This window comes from Dongia sp. (assembly GCF_041905885.1).
In the GTDB taxonomy this organism is placed as follows: Bacteria; Pseudomonadota; Alphaproteobacteria; order Dongiales; family Dongiaceae; genus Dongia.
The window spans coordinates 1-17,953 of sequence record NZ_JAYRKD010000051.1 but is presented as its reverse complement, the minus strand read 5'-3'; the positions used below and the strand labels follow the sequence as shown (position 1 = coordinate 17,953).

Here is a 17,953-nt window from a genome sequence, read left to right as displayed (position 1 = left end):
GTTCACAGGAACGACGGCCGGGGATCCAAGCTCACCCACGGCCTTCAAGACCAAGGGCCTATCGGTCTCCCGCCCGCCACCGCCGCTGCGACTATAATCGCTGCCGCGAGTCGGAGAGATACAAGGGGCTTGAAGCTGCGTGAGGCCTCTCCGGCGAGCTCACGTTCGCAGCCAATAAACACACTATTGTGTAATCATCCAATCCCCGCTATAATGCCTCCCGCAGCCTGACCGTGTCCCCGGTCACCTGCGCCCCCGCCCTGCGGGCCTATTCGCTTTCCGGCATCGCTTCGTGCCGCGTTCCCGCTTGGCAAAACCGAAGGCGACGGTCATCCCCGCGCGTCGCCGAGCCCGTGAGGAAGCCCCCATGACCTCGACACTGACCCAGACCGCACCCAGACAGCACGCAGACGAAGCGCAGTTTTCGCCGGACCGGCTGAAGTCCTTCATCGAAACCCGTCTGCGCCGCCGGGAGGCGCCCGAGCGCATCGCCACCGCCGTGCGGGGCTGTTTCGGCATCGCGTTCGACGCCGACCAGGTCGTCCCCTACTGGCGCGGCGAAATCACGCTGCCGACGCAGACCGAGCACAGACCGGATAAGGAATCCGTGCAGATTCCGGCCGACGAAGAGAAGGAACCGCTCTTCACCCGCATGGCGGAAGCCGAAACGCCCGACCCGGCGTCTGCGCCGTCACCGCGCCCCAGCGCACCCGCAACGCAGACCGGACGCAGACGGAATGCGCAATCCCTGCAGATCCCGGCCGACCCGGTCGATGACCCCAAAGTCACGCGCGAGGACCGCGACGCGGCGATCGACGCCTTGGGCGCGCTGGCGAAGGCGCAGCTCGGCATCGCGCCCGATCCCGCGGAAGCCGCCGATGGCGCCACGCCGGAAGAAGCGGCAACGCAGACCGGACGCAGACCGAATCAAAAGCCCAATTCCGAGCTGACCGACGAGCAGAAGGCCTTCATCGTGCGCGGCCTGGCGCGCTACGAGACCCCGACGCGGGTGGCGGCCTCGGTGAAGCTCCGGTTCGGGATCACGATCGACCGCCGGCAAGTTTATGCCTACGACCCGGCCGGCTCGCGCCGCCCGGCGCAGCGCTGGATCGACCTCCACGCCGCGACCCGCGCGAAGTTCCTGGACGCCGCCAGCGAGATCGGCGTCGCGCAGAAAGTGGTGCGGCTGCGCATGCTCGACCGCTTCGCAAACCGCATGGAGGAAGCCAACTATCCGGAGCGTGCCGCCGCCTTCCTGGCCCAGGCGGCCAAGGAATGCGGCGGCTTCTACGAGCGCTACGCGCGCACGACCCGCGCCGCCGCGCCGGCCGACGATAACCACGATCGTCATGCCCGTCCCCGGACTTGATCCGGGGATTGACCCGGGCATCTCTCTCCATTCGGCGCAAGATTGCCGGGTCAAGCCCGGCAATGACGCGAAGGATGGATCAGAGCGGCTTCATCCCTTCCGGCAGCGAGATGCGATAGACCAGCAGCACGCTGTCGACATTGGCCCCGGACGAGTCCTTGTAGGCATTGCCCTGCATCGCGCCGTTCTGGGTGATGAAGTCGTTGTCGCTGGCGACCACCAGGAAGTAGTCGTTCGGCGCCTGGTCGTCGAGCCCCGGCAGCAGCGCCATCGCCTCCCACTTCTCGTAGAGCGCGTTGGCGTCGTTGGCGCCGCCGTTGTGCAGGCCGAAGCGACCGAGCTGCGTGTTGTCGTTCATGTCGATGAAGCGGGCGTATTTCACCGGCGTCACCCCGGCATCCAGTTCGCCGCCCGGCGCCACCGGCTTCGCTTGGTCGAAGTCGGTGCCGGCGATGTTGGTGGCGCCGCTGGTGTCGAAGAGGTCGATGCTTCGATAGACCGAGTCCGCATCCTTCAGGCCCTGGCCGTGGCCGCTGTCGCGCGCGATCACCAGGAAGCGGTGGTCGTCCAGCGCCAGGATCTCGCTCTGCGCCGCGACCAGCTGCTTGCCTTTGGCATCCTTGAAGCGCGGCAGCTGCACCACGTATTCCGCGGCGAGCTTCGGCGCCTTGGGATCGGCGATGTCATAGGCGAGGAACCGCGTGTTGTACCGCTTCGGGCTGCCGCCGCCCTCGCCACCGTCCTGGATCGTCGAGCTCTGCAGCAGGGCGTAGAGGGTCCTGCCGTCCTTGCTCATGGTCAGGCCTTCGAGGCCCTGGTTGTTCTGGCGGCCGCTCTCGGGATTCTTCGGCTTCGGCTCGGCGCCGCCCTTGGTCGGGTTGTTGGAGGCGAAGTTCGCCGCCCCGCCGCGCATCGGCACCAGGGCCGGCGGCGGCTGGATCGCACCCAGCAGCGTGCCGTCGGCCGCGTAATGATAGATATACGGTCCATATTCGTCGCTGATCCAGAAGCTGCCGTCGGCGTTCAGCACCACGCCTTCGTTATCGACGCTGATCTTGCCGGCGGCACTCGGCAGGTCCGGAAATCCGTTCGCCGCCTTTCGTACTTCCATCGCGTCAAGCCCGGTGGTCGGCCTGCCATCCGCCTCATGCAGCAGGATCGCATCCTGATAATCAAGTTTCAGCTGCGTCTGCGGCGCGGTGTCGGCGCCGCTGTTGGGCGTGAACGCGATCGAGAATTTCTGCAGGCGGCCTTGATAGTCGAGCGTGCCCTCGGTGTTCCAGCCGCGATCGGGCAGCATGTAGAACACGCCGCTATACGTGTCGCCCTCGCGCTTCCAGGTCTTCACGTCCGCCACCATGCCCGAGCCGATGCCGCCCAAGGTGTCGCCGAGCTTGTCCTTGGCATCGGCGGGCACGCGGCCGACACCGACCAGGCCCTTGTTGACGAAGGCGGCGCCCTCGAAAGTCACCGACTGCGCCTCGACCGCCATCGCGGCCGACGCGGCGAAACTGCCCGCCGCAATCGCCAGGAAGCTGGCGCCGAGGGACCGGGCCGCGCGGTTCATCGCCTGAATTTTCATCTTTTCCCACCGAAGCTGAGCTGTTCACGGGCCGGAATCGGCCGTCCGTTCACGAGGCTAGTGCGCGGCTGTTACAGGCGTATGTCGCGGGGGTTTCCGCATTCTGCACGGGCGGCATTCGCGGCAAATTGTCGGAATTTGCCGCGCCCAGGGCGCATCTTCCGGTGTAGGGGCGACGAGAAACTTTACCCATGCCTAGGAATTTGTGAAAGAGTCGTGACGGCTGTTTCTCCCCCTGCAGCGGTGCAGCGGAGGGTTTGGCGGAAACGACGAGACGATGGCGCAAGGCTCCTCAGATCGCAGCTTTCCGGAACGCTACGAGCGCGACGCGCGGGTCTCGTCCGAGGAGCGCACCGCCGGAGATCCGGCCTATCCCGATCTGGTCGCCATCCTGCGCTACTGGAACCAGAAGCGCGGCGACCGCTTCGCGCCGCCGCGCAGCGCCATCGATCCCAGCGATTTCATGGAAGCGCTGCCGCGGGTGAAGCTGGTCGATGTCCTGCGCGATGCCGGCGGCAATCTCGATTTTCGATTTCGCCTCGCTGGCACCTGGATCGGCAACATCCTCGGCACCGAGCTGACGCGTCTCAGGCCGCTCGATCTGCAGCCGCCGCAGTTCGGCACCATGGTGCACGAGCATTATGTGCAATGCGTCCGCGAGCGCCGGCCGCTGCTGCACAAGGTCGAGATCGATTCGGTTCGCCGCATCCACAATTACGCGCGACTGCTGCTGCCGCTCTCCAGCGACGGCGAGCAGGTCGACATGCTGATGACGGTCGACAGCCAGGCCTGACACGACGGCAATATATACTCGTCATCCTCCTCCGTCCGCGGAGGCGGACATTCGTCCGCTGCGGCGGAGGATCCACGAGTTTTCATTCGCTTGCACCCATCGCAGGACAGAAATTCGTGGATGGTCCGCCTGCGCGGACCATGACGAGTCTTCGTTGCTGCGATGAAGCCTTGCCCTGCCTTGACTCCCCTCTTCGCGTCATATGATAGTCACACGTCCACTACCATGTACATAGTTCCATTGGGTTGGAACTGGCCATAATCAGAGACACAGGGAGACAGCCAATGTTCGAAACCTTGCGCAAGACGCTGACCGGCCTCACCGCCGCGGCGGCATTGACGGCGATCGCGGCGCCGGCGGCGACGGCTCAGGAGAAGAGCCTGCTCGACGACATCCTTGCCCGCGGCAAGCTGATCGTCGGCACCGGCAGCACCAACGCGCCCTGGCACTTCAAGGATGAGCAGGGCAACCTGGTCGGCTTCGACATCGACATCGCGAAGATGATCGCCACCGGCCTGTTCAAGGACCCGACCAAGATCGAGTTCGTCGAGCAGTCCTCGGACGCGCGCATTCCGAACGTCACCACCGGCAAGGTCGACATCACCTGCCAGTTCATGACTGTGACCGCCGAGCGCGCCCAGCAGGTCGCCGTCACCATTCCCTATTACCGCGAGGGCGTCGGTCTGCTCCTGAAGGATGGCGGCAAGTACAAGTCGTTCGACGAGCTGAAAGCAGCCGGGTCCGGCGCCGTCGTGTCGGTGCTGCAGAACGTCTATGCCGAGGACATGGTCCATGCGGCCCTGCCCGAGGCCAAGGTCGACCAGTATGAGAGCGTCGATCTCATGTACCAGGCCCTGGACAGCGGCCAGGCCGACGCCTCGGCGACCGACCAGTCCTCGGTCCAGTGGCTGGTGGTGAAGAACCCCGGCAAGTACCACGATTCCGGCTACGGCTGGGGCCCGCAGAGCTATTCCTGCGCGGTCAAGCGCGGCGACCAGCAGTGGCTGAACTTCGTCAACACCGTGCTGCATGAAGGCATGACCGGCGTCGACTTCCCGACCTATGCCGCTTCCTTCAAGAAGTGGTTCGGCGTCGACCTGCCGGTCCCGGCGATCGGCTTCCCGGTCGAGTACAAGTAGGCGAGGTCGGGCGAAGGCCGCATCCAAGGGTCGACCATGGGCTATCAGCTCAATTTCGCACCGGTCTGGCGGGACTTCGACCTGCTGCTCTCCGGCCTCGCGCTGGGGATCGGCATGGCGCTGGTCTCGGTCCTGCTGGTGGGAAACCTGATCGGCCTGGTGGCGGCCTTCGCCATGACTTCCAGGAACACCGCTTTGCGCCGGATCGCCGCGGTCTACGTGACCACGATCCGGAATCTGCCGATCTACTTCCTGATGCTGGTCGCCTTCTTCGTGCTGCCGCAGCAGCTCGGCGTCCGGATCGACAAGGTCTATGCCTTCGCCGGCACGCTCTCGATCTATGCCGGCGCCTATCTCACCGAAGTCTATCGCGGCGCCCTGCTGGCGCTGCCGAAGGGCCTGCGCGAGGCCGGGCTGGCGATCGGGCTGACCGAAAGCCGGACCCGGATCTGGATCATCATTCCGGTGATGGTCCGCAACGCCCTGCCCGCCTTGAGCAACAATTTCATCTCGCTGTTCAAGGACACCTCGGTCGCCGCCGCGATCGCGGTACCGGAGCTCACCTTCTATGCGCGCCAGATCAACAACAACACCTTCCGCGTGATCGAGGTCTGGTCGGTCTGCAGCCTCATGTATGTCGCCGCCTGCTACCTGATCGCCGCCGGCCTGCGCTATGCAGAGCGGCGCCTGGCGATTCCGCATTGAGGGCACCTGATGGATCTCGCCCGCTTCTTTTCCGACATCTGGATCGCCCGCTACGCGCTGATGGAGGGTGTCGGCATGACGCTGGCGATCTCCGGGATCGCCATCGTGCTCGGCACTCTGCTCGGAATCGGCGTCGCCTTGAGCCTGGTCTATGGCGGCAGGATCCAGCGCTTCTTCACCCGCATCTTTCTCGAATACGTGCGCGGCACGCCAGTCTTCGTGCTGATCCTGGCCTGCTACTATCTGCTCTCCGGGGTGATTCAGCTGACTCCGTTCCAGGCCGGACTGATCGCGCTCACCGTCTTCTGCAGTTCCCATGTCGGCGAGAACCTGCGCGGCGCCCTGCTGGCGCTGCCCAAAGGCCAGACCGAAGCCGGCAAGGCGATCGGTCTCACCTTCCGGCAGAACTTCATCTATGTCCTGGCGCCGCAGGCGCTGCGCCAGGCGCTGCCGGCCTGGATCAACACCGCGGCTGAGCTGGTCAAGGCCTCCACCCTGCTCGCGGTGATCGGCGTGGTCGAACTGATGCTGACCACGCGGCAGATCATCGCGATCAAGCCGCGGCCGTTGGAGTTCTACTTCCTGGCCGGCCTCATCTATTTCCTGATCTGCTTCTCGATCGAACGGCTCGGCCGCGCGGTCGAGCGCCGCGTCGCCTTGCCTTCCTGAGAGTCCGGAGCCGATTTTGACCACGCCCGTCCTAGACATCACCGACCTCCACAAGAAGTTCAAGGATATCGAGGTCCTCAAGGGCGTCGATCTCTCGATGGCGACCGGCGACGTCGTCTCGGTGATCGGCTCCAGCGGTTCGGGCAAGACCACCATGCTCCGCTGCGTGAACCTGCTGGAAGACTTCGAGCAGGGCAGCATCCGGATCGACGGCGAGGAGATCGGCTACACCGCTTCGCCCGAGCGCCGGCGCCGCAAGGAAAGCGAGATCGCCCGCCAGCGCGCGATGACCGGCATGGTGTTCCAGCAGTTCAACCTCTTCCCGCATATGAGCGCGCTCGGCAACGTGACCCTGGGCCTCATCAAGGTGAAGAAGCTGCCGAAGGCCGAGGCGGTCGCGATCGCCGAGCGGTGGCTCGAGCGGGTCGGCATGGCCGAGCGGCGCAACCATTTTCCCGGCCAGCTCTCCGGCGGCCAGCAGCAGCGCGTCGCCATCGCCCGCGCCATCGCCATGAATCCGAAGATCATGCTGTTCGACGAGGTGACCTCGGCGCTCGATCCCGAGCTGGTGAATGAAGTCCTGAACGTGATCAAGAGCCTCGCCGCCGACGGCATGACCATGCTGCTGGTGACCCATGAAATGAAGTTCGCCTATGAGGTTTCGCGGCGTGTAGTCTTCATGAACCAGGGGCGAATCGAGGAACAGGGCGCGCCGGAAGAGATTTTCCGCAACCCGCAATCCAAGCGCCTGGCCGAGTTCCTGAAGAACGCGAAATTCTGACCATGCCCCCCGCGAAGAAATCCCTGACCGCCGAGGCCGGCAGCCGTACCCGCGGCATCGACCGGGCCTTCGAGATCCTCGATCACCTGCATGAGGCGAAGCGCCCGCTCCGCCCCAACGAGATCGCGGTCGCGATCAACGCACCGAAGTCCACCACCTACGACATCGTCGGCGTGCTGCTGAACCGCGGCATCCTGGAGCCGGCCGACGGCGACGGCCGCGTCTTCCTCGGCCGCAGGCTCTATCTCTTCGGCTTGTCGCACGCCAACCAGTTCGACGTGATGCGCCTGGCCGACGGCTATCTCTCCCGCCTCTCCAGCGAGACTGGGCAGACCGCGCAATTCTGCGTGGTCGAGAACGGCAAGTATGTGGTCGCCCAGATGAAGGAGGGCGAGCAGACCTTCCGCATCAGTTCCGGCGTCGGCGAGCCGGTGCCCTTGCCCTGGACCGCGTCGGGCCGGCTGCTGGTCTCGCATCTCGACAACGACGCGATCCTGAAGGCGATTCCGAAAGCCGACTTCGACCTGCCGAACGGCCGGCGGGTGAGCGAGAAGACCTTCTTGAAGGAGGTCACCGCGGCGCGGGTCGAGGGCTTCCATTCCAACGACAGCGGCAAGTTCACCCATTGCTTCGCCGCCGCGGTCTATGACGAGGCGAAGAGCTGTGTCGCCACCTTGTGCCTGCTGACCCCGCGCGAGGACGGGCACCAGAACCACCGCCGCTACAAGCAGACGCTGCTCGACGCCGCGCGCGACATGTCGGCGCGGATCGGCGGGACCCCGCCGACCAAGGCGAAGTAGCTAATGCCCGCGCGCCGCGGTGCGGAAGGCGCGCCGGAACGGCGAGCGCGGCAGCGGCAGCCGGCCGGTGAACTGGCCGAGCTTGCCGAGCATCTGCGGCACCTTCATGACTTCGGCGATGCGGCGGTCGAGGAAGTTCCAGGTCGCCGCCGCGCCTTCCGACTTGTCGTTCAGCCAGAAGAACAGGGTCGCGGTATAGACGCCGGCCAGCAGGCCGCGCTTGGTGTAGAAGTTGAAATCGGTCGAGCGGTCGCCGATCGCATACCAGATCGCATCGACCGTCTTGTAGAGAAGGCGCGCCGACAAGGCGGCGTTCTGCGGCATCATCAGCGCGGTCAGCGCCGTGCGGATCGCCTCGCGGTGGCGGAAGTTGGCCTCGAGCCGCAGCCGGATCGCTTTCGCAGCCTTCTCGCGCACCTTCATGTCCGCGAGCGGCTCCAGTTCCAGCGCTTCCAGCATCCGCCGGTCCGCCGTCTCGCTGTGGAAAGCGATGAGCTCGGTGGCGCCGCCGGGAAAGGCGTTCAGCGCCCGCTCGAGCGGAATGCCGGTATCCTCGGCGGCGGCGCGGAGCGCCGTCTCGCTCCAGCCATCGAAGGCGACATGGTCCAGCGCCGCTTCCAGCAGGCGCGCCCGGTCGTCGTCGCGGTCATAAGCTTCGGTCATGGTTCAGTCCTCCGCCGCTTCGCCGGCAAAGCGTTTAAGCTCCTCGACGAAGGAAAGTTTCGAAAGATCTGTCATGCGCATCGGATAAAGGACACCGTCCAAATGGTCGCATTCATGCTGCACCACCCGGGCATGGAAGCCCTTGGCGGTGCGGTCGATCGGCTCGCCGGCCGGGGTGATGCCCCGGTAGCGGATCTGCCGGAAGCGCGGCACCGACCCGGCCAGGCCCGGGACCGAGAGACAGGCCTCGATCCCCTCCTCCACATCCTCCGTCAGCGGCTCGATGACCGGGTTGATGAGATAGGTCAGCGGCACCCCGATCGCCGGCGCCTCCCCGTCCTCCGCCTCCATCCGGGCCTTGGGCACGTGGAAGATCACCACCCGCAGCGGGACATGGACCTGGGGGGCGGCCAGCCCGACCCCGCCGACATCCGTCAGCGTATCCTCCATATCCTTGATAAGGCTGGCGATTTCCGGGCTGGTCGGGTCCTCCACCTCGTCGGCGCGGCGCTTCAGCACAGGGTGGCCCATGCGGGCGATTTTCAGGATGGCCATCCGGGTCTCGTTCAGGTTACCACCAGAATATGGGCTGGATTCAGCGGGTTAGGAAGAGCGAACCGGCTGGAAATCGGTGCGGAACGGCTTCACAAGGCCAAAGCTTTGTGCTACCTAGCGCCTCCATTCGGGTGGATTCGAGTCCACCCGTTGCTGTTTTCTGCCGAAATTCGGGAAAGGAGTCTGGCCAAAAGTGCAAGTGCTCGTTCGTGACAACAACGTCGATCAGGCCCTGCGCGCGCTCAAGAAGAAGATGCAGCGCGAGGGAATCTTCCGCGAGATGAAGATGCGCCGCAACTACGAGAAGCCCTCCGAGCGCAAGGCGCGGGAGAAGGCCGAGGCGGTCCGCCGCCATCGCAAGCTGCTCCGCAAGCGCATGGACCGCGAGGGCTATTAGTCCTCGCTAGAGTTTCCGGTCGCCGCATCGCGACCACACCCGAAATTCGGCAGTCGGCCCGCAGGAGCGATCCCGCGGGCCGAAGTGTTTTTGCGCTTGATTTCAATCAAGACGTCCGACCCCTGGACGGCCCTGCGACAAAAACCACAACGGCATTTGGGTTAAGCATGATTTAATTCTTGGCTCCGAATGTGGACGGACTTCCCTTCGGAGTTGCGATCAGGCCGTGCCCTATCACCCGCAGGCGTCATTTCGACCGAGGTCGCCGGCCGGCGATGGCGGCGGCTGGCGCCAGTTCCCCAACACGCCGACCGGTGCGCTGATCCTGGCCGGCATCGCCGTCCTCGCGCTGCCGCTGGTTTCGGTGATCAGCGCGCCGTCTTTTCTGCGCGACCCGCACGAATACCTGCAGGTCCATACCTTCCTGGAGTTCTTCGCCATCGCGGTCTCGATGCTGATCGCCGGCATCGGCTGGAACGCGATGCAGGGCAAGCGCAGCGCCGACCTGACGCTGATGGCGACCGGCTTCATGGCGGTCGGCCTGCTCGATCTCGGCCACCTGCTCTCCTATTCCGGAATGCCCGAGCTGGTGACCGCGGCCGGACCGGAAAAGGCGATCTCCTTCTGGCTGGCCGCGCGATTTGCCTGCGCCGCGACGCTGCTGATCGTCGCACTGCGCGTCCTGCAGCGTCCGGCGGATCGGTCATTCCGCCTGTGGACGGCCGTGGTCGCGCTGGGCTACGTGGGCGCGGTCTACTACGCGGTGCTGTGGCATCCGGACTCACTGCCGCGAACCTTCATCCCGGGCCAGGGCCTGACCACCACCAAGGTGGTTGCCGAATACGCGGTCATGGGCATCTTCGGGGCGACCGCGGTGCTGCTGTGGCGCAGGACCACGCCCGGCTCGACCTTCCGCAGCCCGCCGCTGCTGGCCGCCCTGCTGATCTTCGTTGCCAGTGAAGCCGCGCTGACCCTCTACAGCGCGGTCCACGATGCCTATAACTTCGTCGGTCATCTCTACAAGGTCGCCGGCACCTATCTGATCTACCGGGCGGTGTTCGTCGAGGCGGTGCAATGGCCCTACGTCCGGCTGCGCCGCTCCGAGGAGAAGTACCGCCAGTTGCTTCAGCAGGCCGCCGATTCCATCCTGCTGATCGATGCCGAGGGCCGGATCATCGATGCCAACCAGCGCGCCGAAGTCATGACCGGCATCGAGCGCGCGGCGCTGGCGGGCCGACCGATCCGCGAGCTCATTCCGAGCTGGACCGATCCGGCCGATGCCGCGGACCCGGCCGCGACCGTCATCTGGGAGGGCCAGCTGGCTCGTTCCGGGCCGCGGAGCATCCCGATCGAGGTCAGCACCCGGCGGCTGGACAGCGGCGAAACCCAGGCGATCATCCGCGACATCTCCGAGCGCAAGGCCGGCGAGGCCAAGCTGCGCGCAGCCCTCGCCATGGCCGAGCAGACCACCAAGGCCAAGAGCGCCTTCCTGGCCAACATGAGCCATGAGCTCCGCACGCCGCTGAATGCCGTGCTTGGCTTCTCCGACATGATCCGCAACCAGGTGCTCGGGCCGATCGGCAACGAGCGCTATAGCGGCTATGCCACCGACATCCACCAGGCGGGATCCCACCTGCTGGAGATCGTCAACGATGTGCTCGATCTCGCGCGGGTCGAAAGCGGCCGCCTCGATCTCGCCGAAGGCGTCGTGGACCTGAAGTCATTGGCCGAGGAATGCGTCCGCTTCGCCCAGCCCGGCGCGCCGCAGGTGACCGTGCGCACGCTGCTGCCGCAGGGCGAGCTGACGGTTCGCGCCGATGCGCGCGCCTTGCGCCAGGTACTGCTCAACCTGCTCTCGAATGCGGTCAAGTTCACGCCGGCCGGCGGCGAAGTCGACGTCGTCAGCGGCATCGCCGCCGACGGCAGCGTCGAGATCACGGTCCGCGACACCGGCATCGGCATTGCCGAGAGCGACCTGCCGCATGTGACCGAGGCCTTCATGCAGGTCGAGCCCACCTACGCGCGCACGCATCAGGGCTCCGGCCTCGGGCTGGCGATCAGCAAGGCGCTGGTCGAGATGCATGGCGGGACCCTGTCGATCGCCAGCAAGCTCGGCAAAGGCACGATCGTGACCGTGACCTTGCCGCGCGAACGGCTGCGGGTGCCGACCCTCGCCGCCCTGGCCTGAGGCCGAGACAAGCTCGTCAAGCGCGGCCCCATCCGGCAAAATGCCCGGATGAGAATCCTTGTTATCGCCGCCCTTCTGCTCGGCGCCGGCACTGCGGACGCGCAATCGATCAAGCGCCCGCCGGCCGATGCCGGCTTCGCGATCAGCCTCTCCCAGCCCGTGCTCGAACCGGTGTCCGGGATCGGCGTCTACGAGATTGACCTCTTCGACAGCGAGCAGGCCAACATCGATGCGCTGCATGCCGCCGGCGGTTATGTCATCTGCTATTTCAGCGCCGGCTCGCTCGAAGACTGGCGGCCCGACGTTGCGCAATTCCCTCCGCCGGTGATCGGCCGGGACTACAAGGGCTGGCCCGGCGAGCGCTGGCTGGACATCCGCCGGCGCCACGCGCTCGCGCCGATCCTGGAGGCGCGGCTCGACCGCGCCGTCGAAAAGTCCTGCGACGCGGTGGATCCGGACAACGTCGACGGCTTCAGCAATGCGACCGGTTTCGACATTTCCAAGGACGACCAGCGCAGCTTCAATCTCTGGCTGGTCGAGGCCGCCCATGCCCGCGGTCTTGCCATCGGCCTGAAAAACGCCGCCGAGCTCGTGCCGGACCTCGCCGACCGCTTCGACTTCGCCGTCATCGAGAATTGCGCCGCCCAGCAGGCCTGCGACGGCTATGCGGCCTTCGTCGACGGGAAGAAAGCCGTGTTCCAGATCGAGTACCGCAACGAGATCCGGGACTGGGATTTGGTCTGCCGCGATGCCGCCCGACGCGGCTTTACCGCGATCCTCGCGGGACTGGAGCTCGACGGGACCGCGCAGGCCTGCCCGCGTCAGTGACGGAGCCTACTTCCAGACGTTGGCTTCCGTGGCGAAGTTTCCGCGCTTGGCGCGGACCACGCAGAAACGCTGGCCGGTCGGGGCTTCCATCACCACCCAGGTCTCGATCTTCTTCAGGCGCTTGGCACCGAGCTTCTCCAGCCGCGCCACTTCCGCCTCGATGTCGTCGCTCTCGATGTCGATGTGGACCCGGCTCTCATGGGAGACCTTCTGCACCTCGATGTGGAGGCCGTTCGGGTCGTTCTTCTCGAAGTGGACATAGCTGGTCTGCGCCGGCGTATCCGCGGCATCGCGCTTGAAGCCCAGGGCCGCGGCCCAGAAATCTGCGGCGGCATCGAGATCGTCGGTCTTACAGTCGATGATGAAGCCGGCGAGCTGGCTCTTGTGCATGGGGCTGCTCCCAGGGTTTATTCCCAGACGTTGGCTTCCTGGAGGAAGTTCTCGCGGAACGCAGGGACGATGCAGAAGCGCTGTCCGGTAGGCGCCTCCATCACCACCCAGTCCCGTACCGCCTTAATGCGCCTGGCGCCGAGCCGTTCCAGGCGCGCGCATTCGGCTTCGATATTGTCGGTCTCGATGTCGATATGGATGCGGCTCTGATGATCGACCGCCTGGACCTCGATGTTGAGGCCGTTATGCGGGCGCGCGTAACCGGCATAGCCCGGTTGCCCCGGCTCGCTGCCGGGGCCGGGAGTCAACCGGAGCGCGGCGCCCCAGAACTGGGACGCCGCCTCGATATCGTCGGTCTGGCAATCGATGATGAAGCCGCCGAGCTGGCTCCGGTGCATGAGGAGCTCCCGATCAATCGAGCGCCTTCACGATCTCCTCGCACATCTTCTTCGCATCGCCGAACAGCATCATGGTGTTGTCGCGGAAGAAGAGCTCGTTATCGACGCCGGCATAACCCGAAGCCATCGACCGCTTGATGAACAGCACGGTCTTCGCCGCTTCGACGTCGAGGATCGGCATGCCGAAGATCGGGCTCTTCGGATCGGTCTTCGCCGCCGGGTTGGTCACGTCGTTGGCGCCGATCACGAAGGCGACGTCGGCCTGCGGGAACTCGCGGTTGATATCCTCGAGCTCGAACACCTCGTCGTAAGGCACATTGGCTTCCGCGAGCAGCACGTTCATGTGCCCCGGCATGCGGCCCGCGACCGGGTGGATCGCGTAGGAGATCTTGGCCCCCTCCTTCTTCAGGAGGTCCGCCATCTCGCGCAACGCATGCTGCGCCTGGGCGACCGCCATGCCGTAGCCCGGGACGATGATCACATGGCTCGCGTTCTTCATGATGAAGGCCGCATCCTCGGCGCTGCCCGACTTCACCGGACGGTCGGCCTTGCCGCCGCCCGCCGCCGCCGCGCCGCCGCTGTCGGTGCCGAAGCCGCCCAGGATCACGTTGAAGATCGAGCGGTTCATGCCCTTGCACATGATGTAGGAGAGGATCGCACCCGACGAGCCCACCAGAGCGCCGGTCACGATCAGCAAGGGGTTGGAGAGGGTGAAGCCGATGCCGCAGGCCGCCCAGCCGGAATAGCTGTTCAGCATGGAGACGACCACCGGCATGTCGGCGCCGCCGATCGGCAGGATCAGCAGGAAGCCGACGATCAGCGAGACGATCACCAGGCCCCAGAACAGCTGCGGCGATTGCTGCAGGATCATCAGCACAATCAGCACGACGATGGCGATGCCGAGCCCGGCATTCAGCATGTGCTGGCCCTTGAACACCAGCGGCGAACCTGAGACCAGGCCCTGCAGCTTGGCGAAGGCGACAATCGAGCCGGTGAAGGTCACCGCACCGACCGCGACGCCGAGGCTCATCTCGACCAGGCTGCCGGCATCGATGGCACCGACTTCGCCGATCCCGAAGGCCTGCGGGTCATAGAAGGCGGCACCGGCGACGGCGACCGCGGCGAGACCGACCAGGCTGTGGAAGGCGGCGACCAGCTGCGGCAGGGCCGTCATCTGGATGCGCTGGGCGATCACCACGCCGACACCGCCGCCGATGACCAGGGCGATCAGGATCGAGAGGTAGGAATGGACGCTCGGCAGCAGCAAGGTGGTCACGATCGCGATGATCATGCCGACGATGCCGAAGCGCAGGCCGCCGCGCGACGTCTCCGGGCTGGAAAGCCCGCGCAACGACATGATGAAGCAGACTGAGGCGATCAGGTAGAGGAATGCGGCGAGATTCTGACTCACGTTACTTGCCTCCCTTCGCCGGCTCTTTCTTCTTGAACATCGAGAGCATGCGATGCGTGACCAGGAAGCCGCCGCAGATGTTCACCGCCGCGAGTGCAACGGCGACCAGACCCATGATCTTCGAGAGGTCGAAATCGGCCGGGCCGGCGGCGATCAGCGCGCCGACGATGATGACCGAGGAAATGCCGTTGGTGACCGCCATCAGCGGCGAGTGCAGCGCCGGCGTCACCCGCCAGACCACGTAGTAGCCGACGAAGCAAGCCAGCACGAAGACGGTGAACAGCTGCACGAAGGGCGTATGCCCGGACTGCTCGGCGACCGCCTGGACCGCCATGGAGGTCACGTCCTGCGACAGCTTGCCGGCCTGGGCCGCGACGTCCTGCGCGGCATTCGCGAGATCGACCGCTTTCTGGGAGAGTTCTTCCGGATTCATGGGCTGGTTCCTCAGCTCTTGAAGTTGGGGTGGATCACCTGGCCGTCGCGGGTCAGCGCGACGCCTTTGACGATCTCATCCTCCCAGTTGATCTTCAGCGCCTTGGTCTCCTTGTCGACCAGGAGCTGCACGAGATTGAGCAGGTTCTTCGCGTAGAGCGACGTCGAATCCACCGCAGTGCGGCTCGGCACGTTGGCATGGCCGACGATCTTGACGCCGTGCTTCTCCACGACCTTGCCGAGCTCGGAGAGCGCGCAGTTGCCGCCCTGCTCCACCGCCAGATCGACGATCACCGAGCCCGGTTTCATCGACTGCACCATCTCGGCCGTGACCAGCTCCGGCGCCTTGCGGCCCGGGATCAAGGCGGTGGTGATGACGATGTCCTGCTTCTTGATGGTCTCGGCGATCAGCGCTGCCTGTTTCGCCTGGTATTCCGGGCTCATCGGCTTGGCATAGCCGGCGGTGGTTTCCGCCTGCTTGAACTCCTCGTCCTCCACCGCAACGAAGGTGGCGCCCAGCGAGTTCACCTGCTCCTTGGTCGCCGGACGCACGTCGGTGGCACTGACGATGGCGCCGAGGCGACGTGCGGTCGCGATGGCCTGCAGGCCGGCGACGCCGACACCCATGATCAGTACCCGGGCGGGCGCGACCGTGCCGGCCGCCGTCATCATCATCGGAAAGGCTCGGCCGAACTCCGCGGCGGCGTCGATCACCGCACGATAACCGGCGAGGTTGGCCTGGGACGACAGCACGTCCATCGCCTGGGCGCGGGTGATGCGCGGGACCAGTTCCATCGCCATGGCGTCGATGCCGCGCGTGGCGTAGTCGGCGATCGACTCTTTGGCATTGTAGGGATTGAGGATCGCGGCCAGCACCGCGCCCCGCTTCATATGGCCGAGCTCGTCGTCCTCGGGGCGCTGGACCTTGAGGACCAGATCCGCCCCGCCCAAGGCCGCGGCGGCATCGCCGACAATCTCGGCGCCGGCCGCCTTGAAGGCCTCGTCGGTGATGGCGGCGGTGAGGCCCGCGCCGGTTTCGATCGCGACCTGGGCGCCCAGGCCCACGTATTTCTTGACGGTGTCCGGCGACACGGCGCAGCGGCGTTCACCCTCGCGCCGTTCCTTGACGATGCCGATTTTCATGCGTGTTCCGGCCCCTGTTCTTCGTTTGCCGCGGCCGTTTTCCCCACGGCCGGGGGCGTAATGTGCCTTCTTTTGCGCATGCGAACAAGGGCCGAGAACGGCCGGAATCGCAGGAAAGCCGCGCTCCTCCCTAAGATGGAAGGCCCATGCTACGCTGCCCGACCCGTCCCTTACGCCGAGGCGCCATCATGCATCGCACTCGCCTGTTCGCTCTCGCCGCCGCCCTGCTCTTTCCACTCGCTGCCGCCGCGCAGGAGAGCACGCCCGCCGCGCCGGTGACGCCGGACGACAATCTCAATGCGGTCCTCTGGATGCAGCATTCGGTCGAGTACCAGGCCAGCACCATGGCCGCCTTCGCGCTGGCCAAGCGGCGGCTCATCCAGGCGATGGGCGATCCCTGGTGGACCGCGGTGCCCGAAGTGCAGAAAGGCAACTATTCCAAGCTGCCGCCGGCGATCATCCTCGATGCCGACGAGACTGTGCTCGACAATTCGAAATACCAGGCCTGGAACGTCACCGCCGGCACGTCCTTCAGCAACGACACCTGGAAGCAGTTCGTCGAGGCGAAGGTCTCGACGGCAGTGCCGGGCGCCGTCGCCTTCACCGGCTATGCGAATGCGCGCGGCATCAAGGTCTTCTATGTCACGAACCGCACCGCCGACATGGAGCAGGCCACGCGGGAGAACATGCAGGCGCTCAAATTCCCGATGGGCGGCAATGTCGACACCTTCCTGTTCTCCAAGGAGAAGGAGGACTGGACCTCGGCCAAGGGCACGCGGCGCGCCTTCATCGCCAAGAATTACCGGGTGCTGCTGCTGATCGGCGACAACTTCGGCGACTTCGTCGATGCCTACAAGGGCAGTGAGGCCGACCGGCAGAAGGTGTTCGACGACAGCATGGCGCACTGGACCAAGGACTGGATCATGCTGCCCAACCCCAGCTACGGCTCGTTCGAGGCGGTGCCTTACGGCTTCAACTACGGCGCCCCGCCGGACGAAATGCGCGACGCGAAGAAGAAGACCCTTACGAGCTGGGGCGGCCCGACGCCGGCGCAATAGCGGCCAGCGCCTCGGCGACATTGGCGCGGAACTCGACCCGCGGCGGGCGGACGCCGTGGCTGGCGAGTGCCCGCCTGACGCTGGGCGCGGCGCCGGACAGGATCACCCGGGCACCGTTGCGTTCGGTCTTGCGCACGAAGCCGTCGATCGTCGCCACCGCCGTGGAGTCGATCACCGGCACCGCCGAGAAGTCGATCACATGCACCTTCGGGTGCTGGCCGATGCGGTCCAGCGCCGCCGCGACCGAGGCCGCCGCCCCGAAGAAGAAGGCGCCGGAGATCCGGTAGACCGCGACATCGCGGTTGCTCGCCAACGCCGGGTCATAGGGCGTGCGGTCGGCGCCCGGCAGGTTGTCGGGCACATCCTGCCCGGCCTGGACCGAGACCGCCTGCGCCAGGCGGTGCAGGAACAGAAGCGCGCCCAATCCGAAGCCGACCAGGATGCCGGTGGTGAGATCGCGGAAGATCACCAGCAGGAAGGTCGCCAGCAGCACCACCGCATCGCCGCGCGAGGCCCGGAGCAGGACGGCGATCTCGGTCTTCTCCGCCATGTTCCAGGCGACCACGCCGAGCAGCCCGGCCAGGGCCGCCAGCGTGATGTAGCCGGCGAGCGGCGCGGCAATCAGGATGAAGAGCAGCAGGAACAGCGAATG

Annotated in this window: 20 protein-coding genes; 11 read left to right on the top strand and 9 right to left on the bottom strand. The window is 65.8% G+C overall.

Features of this window, described 5'->3' with window-relative positions; all coding sequences use genetic code 11:
* Window positions 1-367 precede the first annotated feature (367 nt).
* Complete coding sequence (locus ACH2CY_RS28115; protein ID WP_395023349.1) at window positions 368-1,369, top strand: DUF2280 domain-containing protein; 1,002 nt, start codon at window positions 368-370, stop codon at window positions 1,367-1,369.
* A gap of 79 nt (window positions 1,370-1,448) precedes the next feature.
* Here the strand turns inward: ACH2CY_RS28115 and ACH2CY_RS28110 are convergent, their stop codons facing one another.
* Complete coding sequence (locus tag ACH2CY_RS28110) at window positions 1,449-2,951, bottom strand: esterase-like activity of phytase family protein (RefSeq protein ID WP_395023347.1); 1,503 nt, start codon at window positions 2,949-2,951, stop codon at window positions 1,449-1,451.
* A 277-nt stretch (window positions 2,952-3,228) separates the two neighbouring features.
* Here ACH2CY_RS28110 and ACH2CY_RS28105 point away from each other — a divergent pair, with 277 nt between their 5' ends.
* The 6 genes from ACH2CY_RS28105 to ACH2CY_RS28080 all read left to right on the top strand — a co-directional run bounded on the left by ACH2CY_RS28105 (window position 3,229) and on the right by ACH2CY_RS28080 (window position 7,838).
* Window positions 3,229-3,744 carry a PAS domain-containing protein gene (locus ACH2CY_RS28105; protein WP_395023346.1) on the top strand — a complete coding sequence of 172 codons (516 nt, stop codon included), beginning with the start codon at window positions 3,229-3,231 and terminating at the stop codon, window positions 3,742-3,744.
* Window positions 3,745-4,028: 284 nt separating this feature from the next.
* On the top strand, window positions 4,029-4,883 hold the full coding sequence (locus ACH2CY_RS28100; RefSeq protein WP_395023344.1) for a transporter substrate-binding domain-containing protein: 855 nt from the start codon (window positions 4,029-4,031) through the stop codon (window positions 4,881-4,883).
* Window positions 4,884-4,919: 36 nt separating this feature from the next.
* Window positions 4,920-5,588: an amino acid ABC transporter permease gene (locus ACH2CY_RS28095; RefSeq protein WP_395023342.1), complete on the top strand. Its 669-nt coding sequence runs from the start codon at window positions 4,920-4,922 to the stop codon at window positions 5,586-5,588.
* Window positions 5,589-5,597: 9 nt separating this feature from the next.
* The gene (locus tag ACH2CY_RS28090) at window positions 5,598-6,257 is read left to right on the top strand and encodes an amino acid ABC transporter permease (RefSeq protein ID WP_395023341.1); all 660 of its coding nucleotides are present in this window, start codon (window positions 5,598-5,600) and stop codon (window positions 6,255-6,257) included.
* Between the two features lie 16 nt (window positions 6,258-6,273).
* Complete coding sequence (locus ACH2CY_RS28085; protein ID WP_395023339.1) at window positions 6,274-7,038, top strand: amino acid ABC transporter ATP-binding protein; 765 nt, start codon at window positions 6,274-6,276, stop codon at window positions 7,036-7,038.
* 2 nt (window positions 7,039-7,040) lie between these two features.
* Entirely contained in the window at window positions 7,041-7,838 is a 798-nt protein-coding gene (locus tag ACH2CY_RS28080; RefSeq protein WP_395023338.1) for an IclR family transcriptional regulator, read from the top strand.
* On the opposite strand, the gene ACH2CY_RS28075 is transcribed toward ACH2CY_RS28080, so the two are convergent.
* Window positions 7,839-8,501: a COQ9 family protein gene (locus ACH2CY_RS28075; RefSeq protein ID WP_395023337.1), complete on the bottom strand. Its 663-nt coding sequence runs from the start codon at window positions 8,499-8,501 to the stop codon at window positions 7,839-7,841.
* 3 nt (window positions 8,502-8,504) lie between these two features.
* Window positions 8,505-9,056, bottom strand: a complete 552-nt coding sequence (gene def / locus ACH2CY_RS28070) for a peptide deformylase (protein WP_395023335.1) — start codon at window positions 9,054-9,056, stop codon at window positions 8,505-8,507.
* Between the two features lie 193 nt (window positions 9,057-9,249).
* On the opposite strand from def, the gene rpsU reads away from it, so the two are divergent.
* The 3 genes from rpsU to ACH2CY_RS28055 all read left to right on the top strand — a co-directional run bounded on the left by rpsU (window position 9,250) and on the right by ACH2CY_RS28055 (window position 12,469).
* A complete protein-coding gene (gene rpsU, locus ACH2CY_RS28065; protein WP_028099002.1) occupies window positions 9,250-9,453 on the top strand; it encodes a 30S ribosomal protein S21 in 204 nt (67 codons plus the stop codon).
* 226 nt (window positions 9,454-9,679) lie between these two features.
* Entirely contained in the window at window positions 9,680-11,641 is a 1,962-nt protein-coding gene (locus ACH2CY_RS28060) for an MASE3 domain-containing protein (protein WP_395023334.1), read from the top strand.
* A 48-nt stretch (window positions 11,642-11,689) separates the two neighbouring features.
* Window positions 11,690-12,469, top strand: coding sequence for an endo alpha-1,4 polygalactosaminidase (locus ACH2CY_RS28055; protein ID WP_395023332.1), 780 nt, complete (start codon window positions 11,690-11,692; stop codon window positions 12,467-12,469).
* 6 nt (window positions 12,470-12,475) lie between these two features.
* Here the strand turns inward: ACH2CY_RS28055 and ACH2CY_RS28050 are convergent, their stop codons facing one another.
* The 5 genes from ACH2CY_RS28050 to ACH2CY_RS28030 are packed head-to-tail and all read right to left on the bottom strand — an operon-like array spanning window position 12,476 to window position 16,243.
* A complete protein-coding gene (locus ACH2CY_RS28050; RefSeq protein WP_395023331.1) occupies window positions 12,476-12,859 on the bottom strand; it encodes a VOC family protein in 384 nt (127 codons plus the stop codon).
* A 17-nt stretch (window positions 12,860-12,876) separates the two neighbouring features.
* A complete protein-coding gene (locus ACH2CY_RS28045) occupies window positions 12,877-13,257 on the bottom strand; it encodes a VOC family protein (RefSeq protein WP_395023329.1) in 381 nt (126 codons plus the stop codon).
* A 13-nt stretch (window positions 13,258-13,270) separates the two neighbouring features.
* The gene (locus ACH2CY_RS28040; RefSeq protein ID WP_395023327.1) at window positions 13,271-14,668 is read right to left on the bottom strand and encodes an NAD(P)(+) transhydrogenase (Re/Si-specific) subunit beta; all 1,398 of its coding nucleotides are present in this window, start codon (window positions 14,666-14,668) and stop codon (window positions 13,271-13,273) included.
* 1 nt (window position 14,669) lies between these two features.
* Complete coding sequence (locus ACH2CY_RS28035; RefSeq protein ID WP_395023324.1) at window positions 14,670-15,101, bottom strand: NAD(P) transhydrogenase subunit alpha; 432 nt, start codon at window positions 15,099-15,101, stop codon at window positions 14,670-14,672.
* 11 nt (window positions 15,102-15,112) lie between these two features.
* Window positions 15,113-16,243, bottom strand: coding sequence for a Re/Si-specific NAD(P)(+) transhydrogenase subunit alpha (locus tag ACH2CY_RS28030; RefSeq protein WP_395023322.1), 1,131 nt, complete (start codon window positions 16,241-16,243; stop codon window positions 15,113-15,115).
* A 188-nt stretch (window positions 16,244-16,431) separates the two neighbouring features.
* Between ACH2CY_RS28030 and ACH2CY_RS28025 the strand changes: the two genes are divergently transcribed.
* Complete coding sequence (locus ACH2CY_RS28025) at window positions 16,432-17,301, top strand: 5'-nucleotidase, lipoprotein e(P4) family (RefSeq protein ID WP_395023321.1); 870 nt, start codon at window positions 16,432-16,434, stop codon at window positions 17,299-17,301.
* Here ACH2CY_RS28025 and ACH2CY_RS28020 read toward each other — a convergent pair.
* On the bottom strand, window positions 17,267-17,953 hold a 687-nt coding region (locus ACH2CY_RS28020; protein ID WP_395023320.1), incomplete at its 5' end, for an STAS domain-containing protein. The two genes, ACH2CY_RS28025 and ACH2CY_RS28020, sit on opposite strands and share 35 nt — an antisense overlap.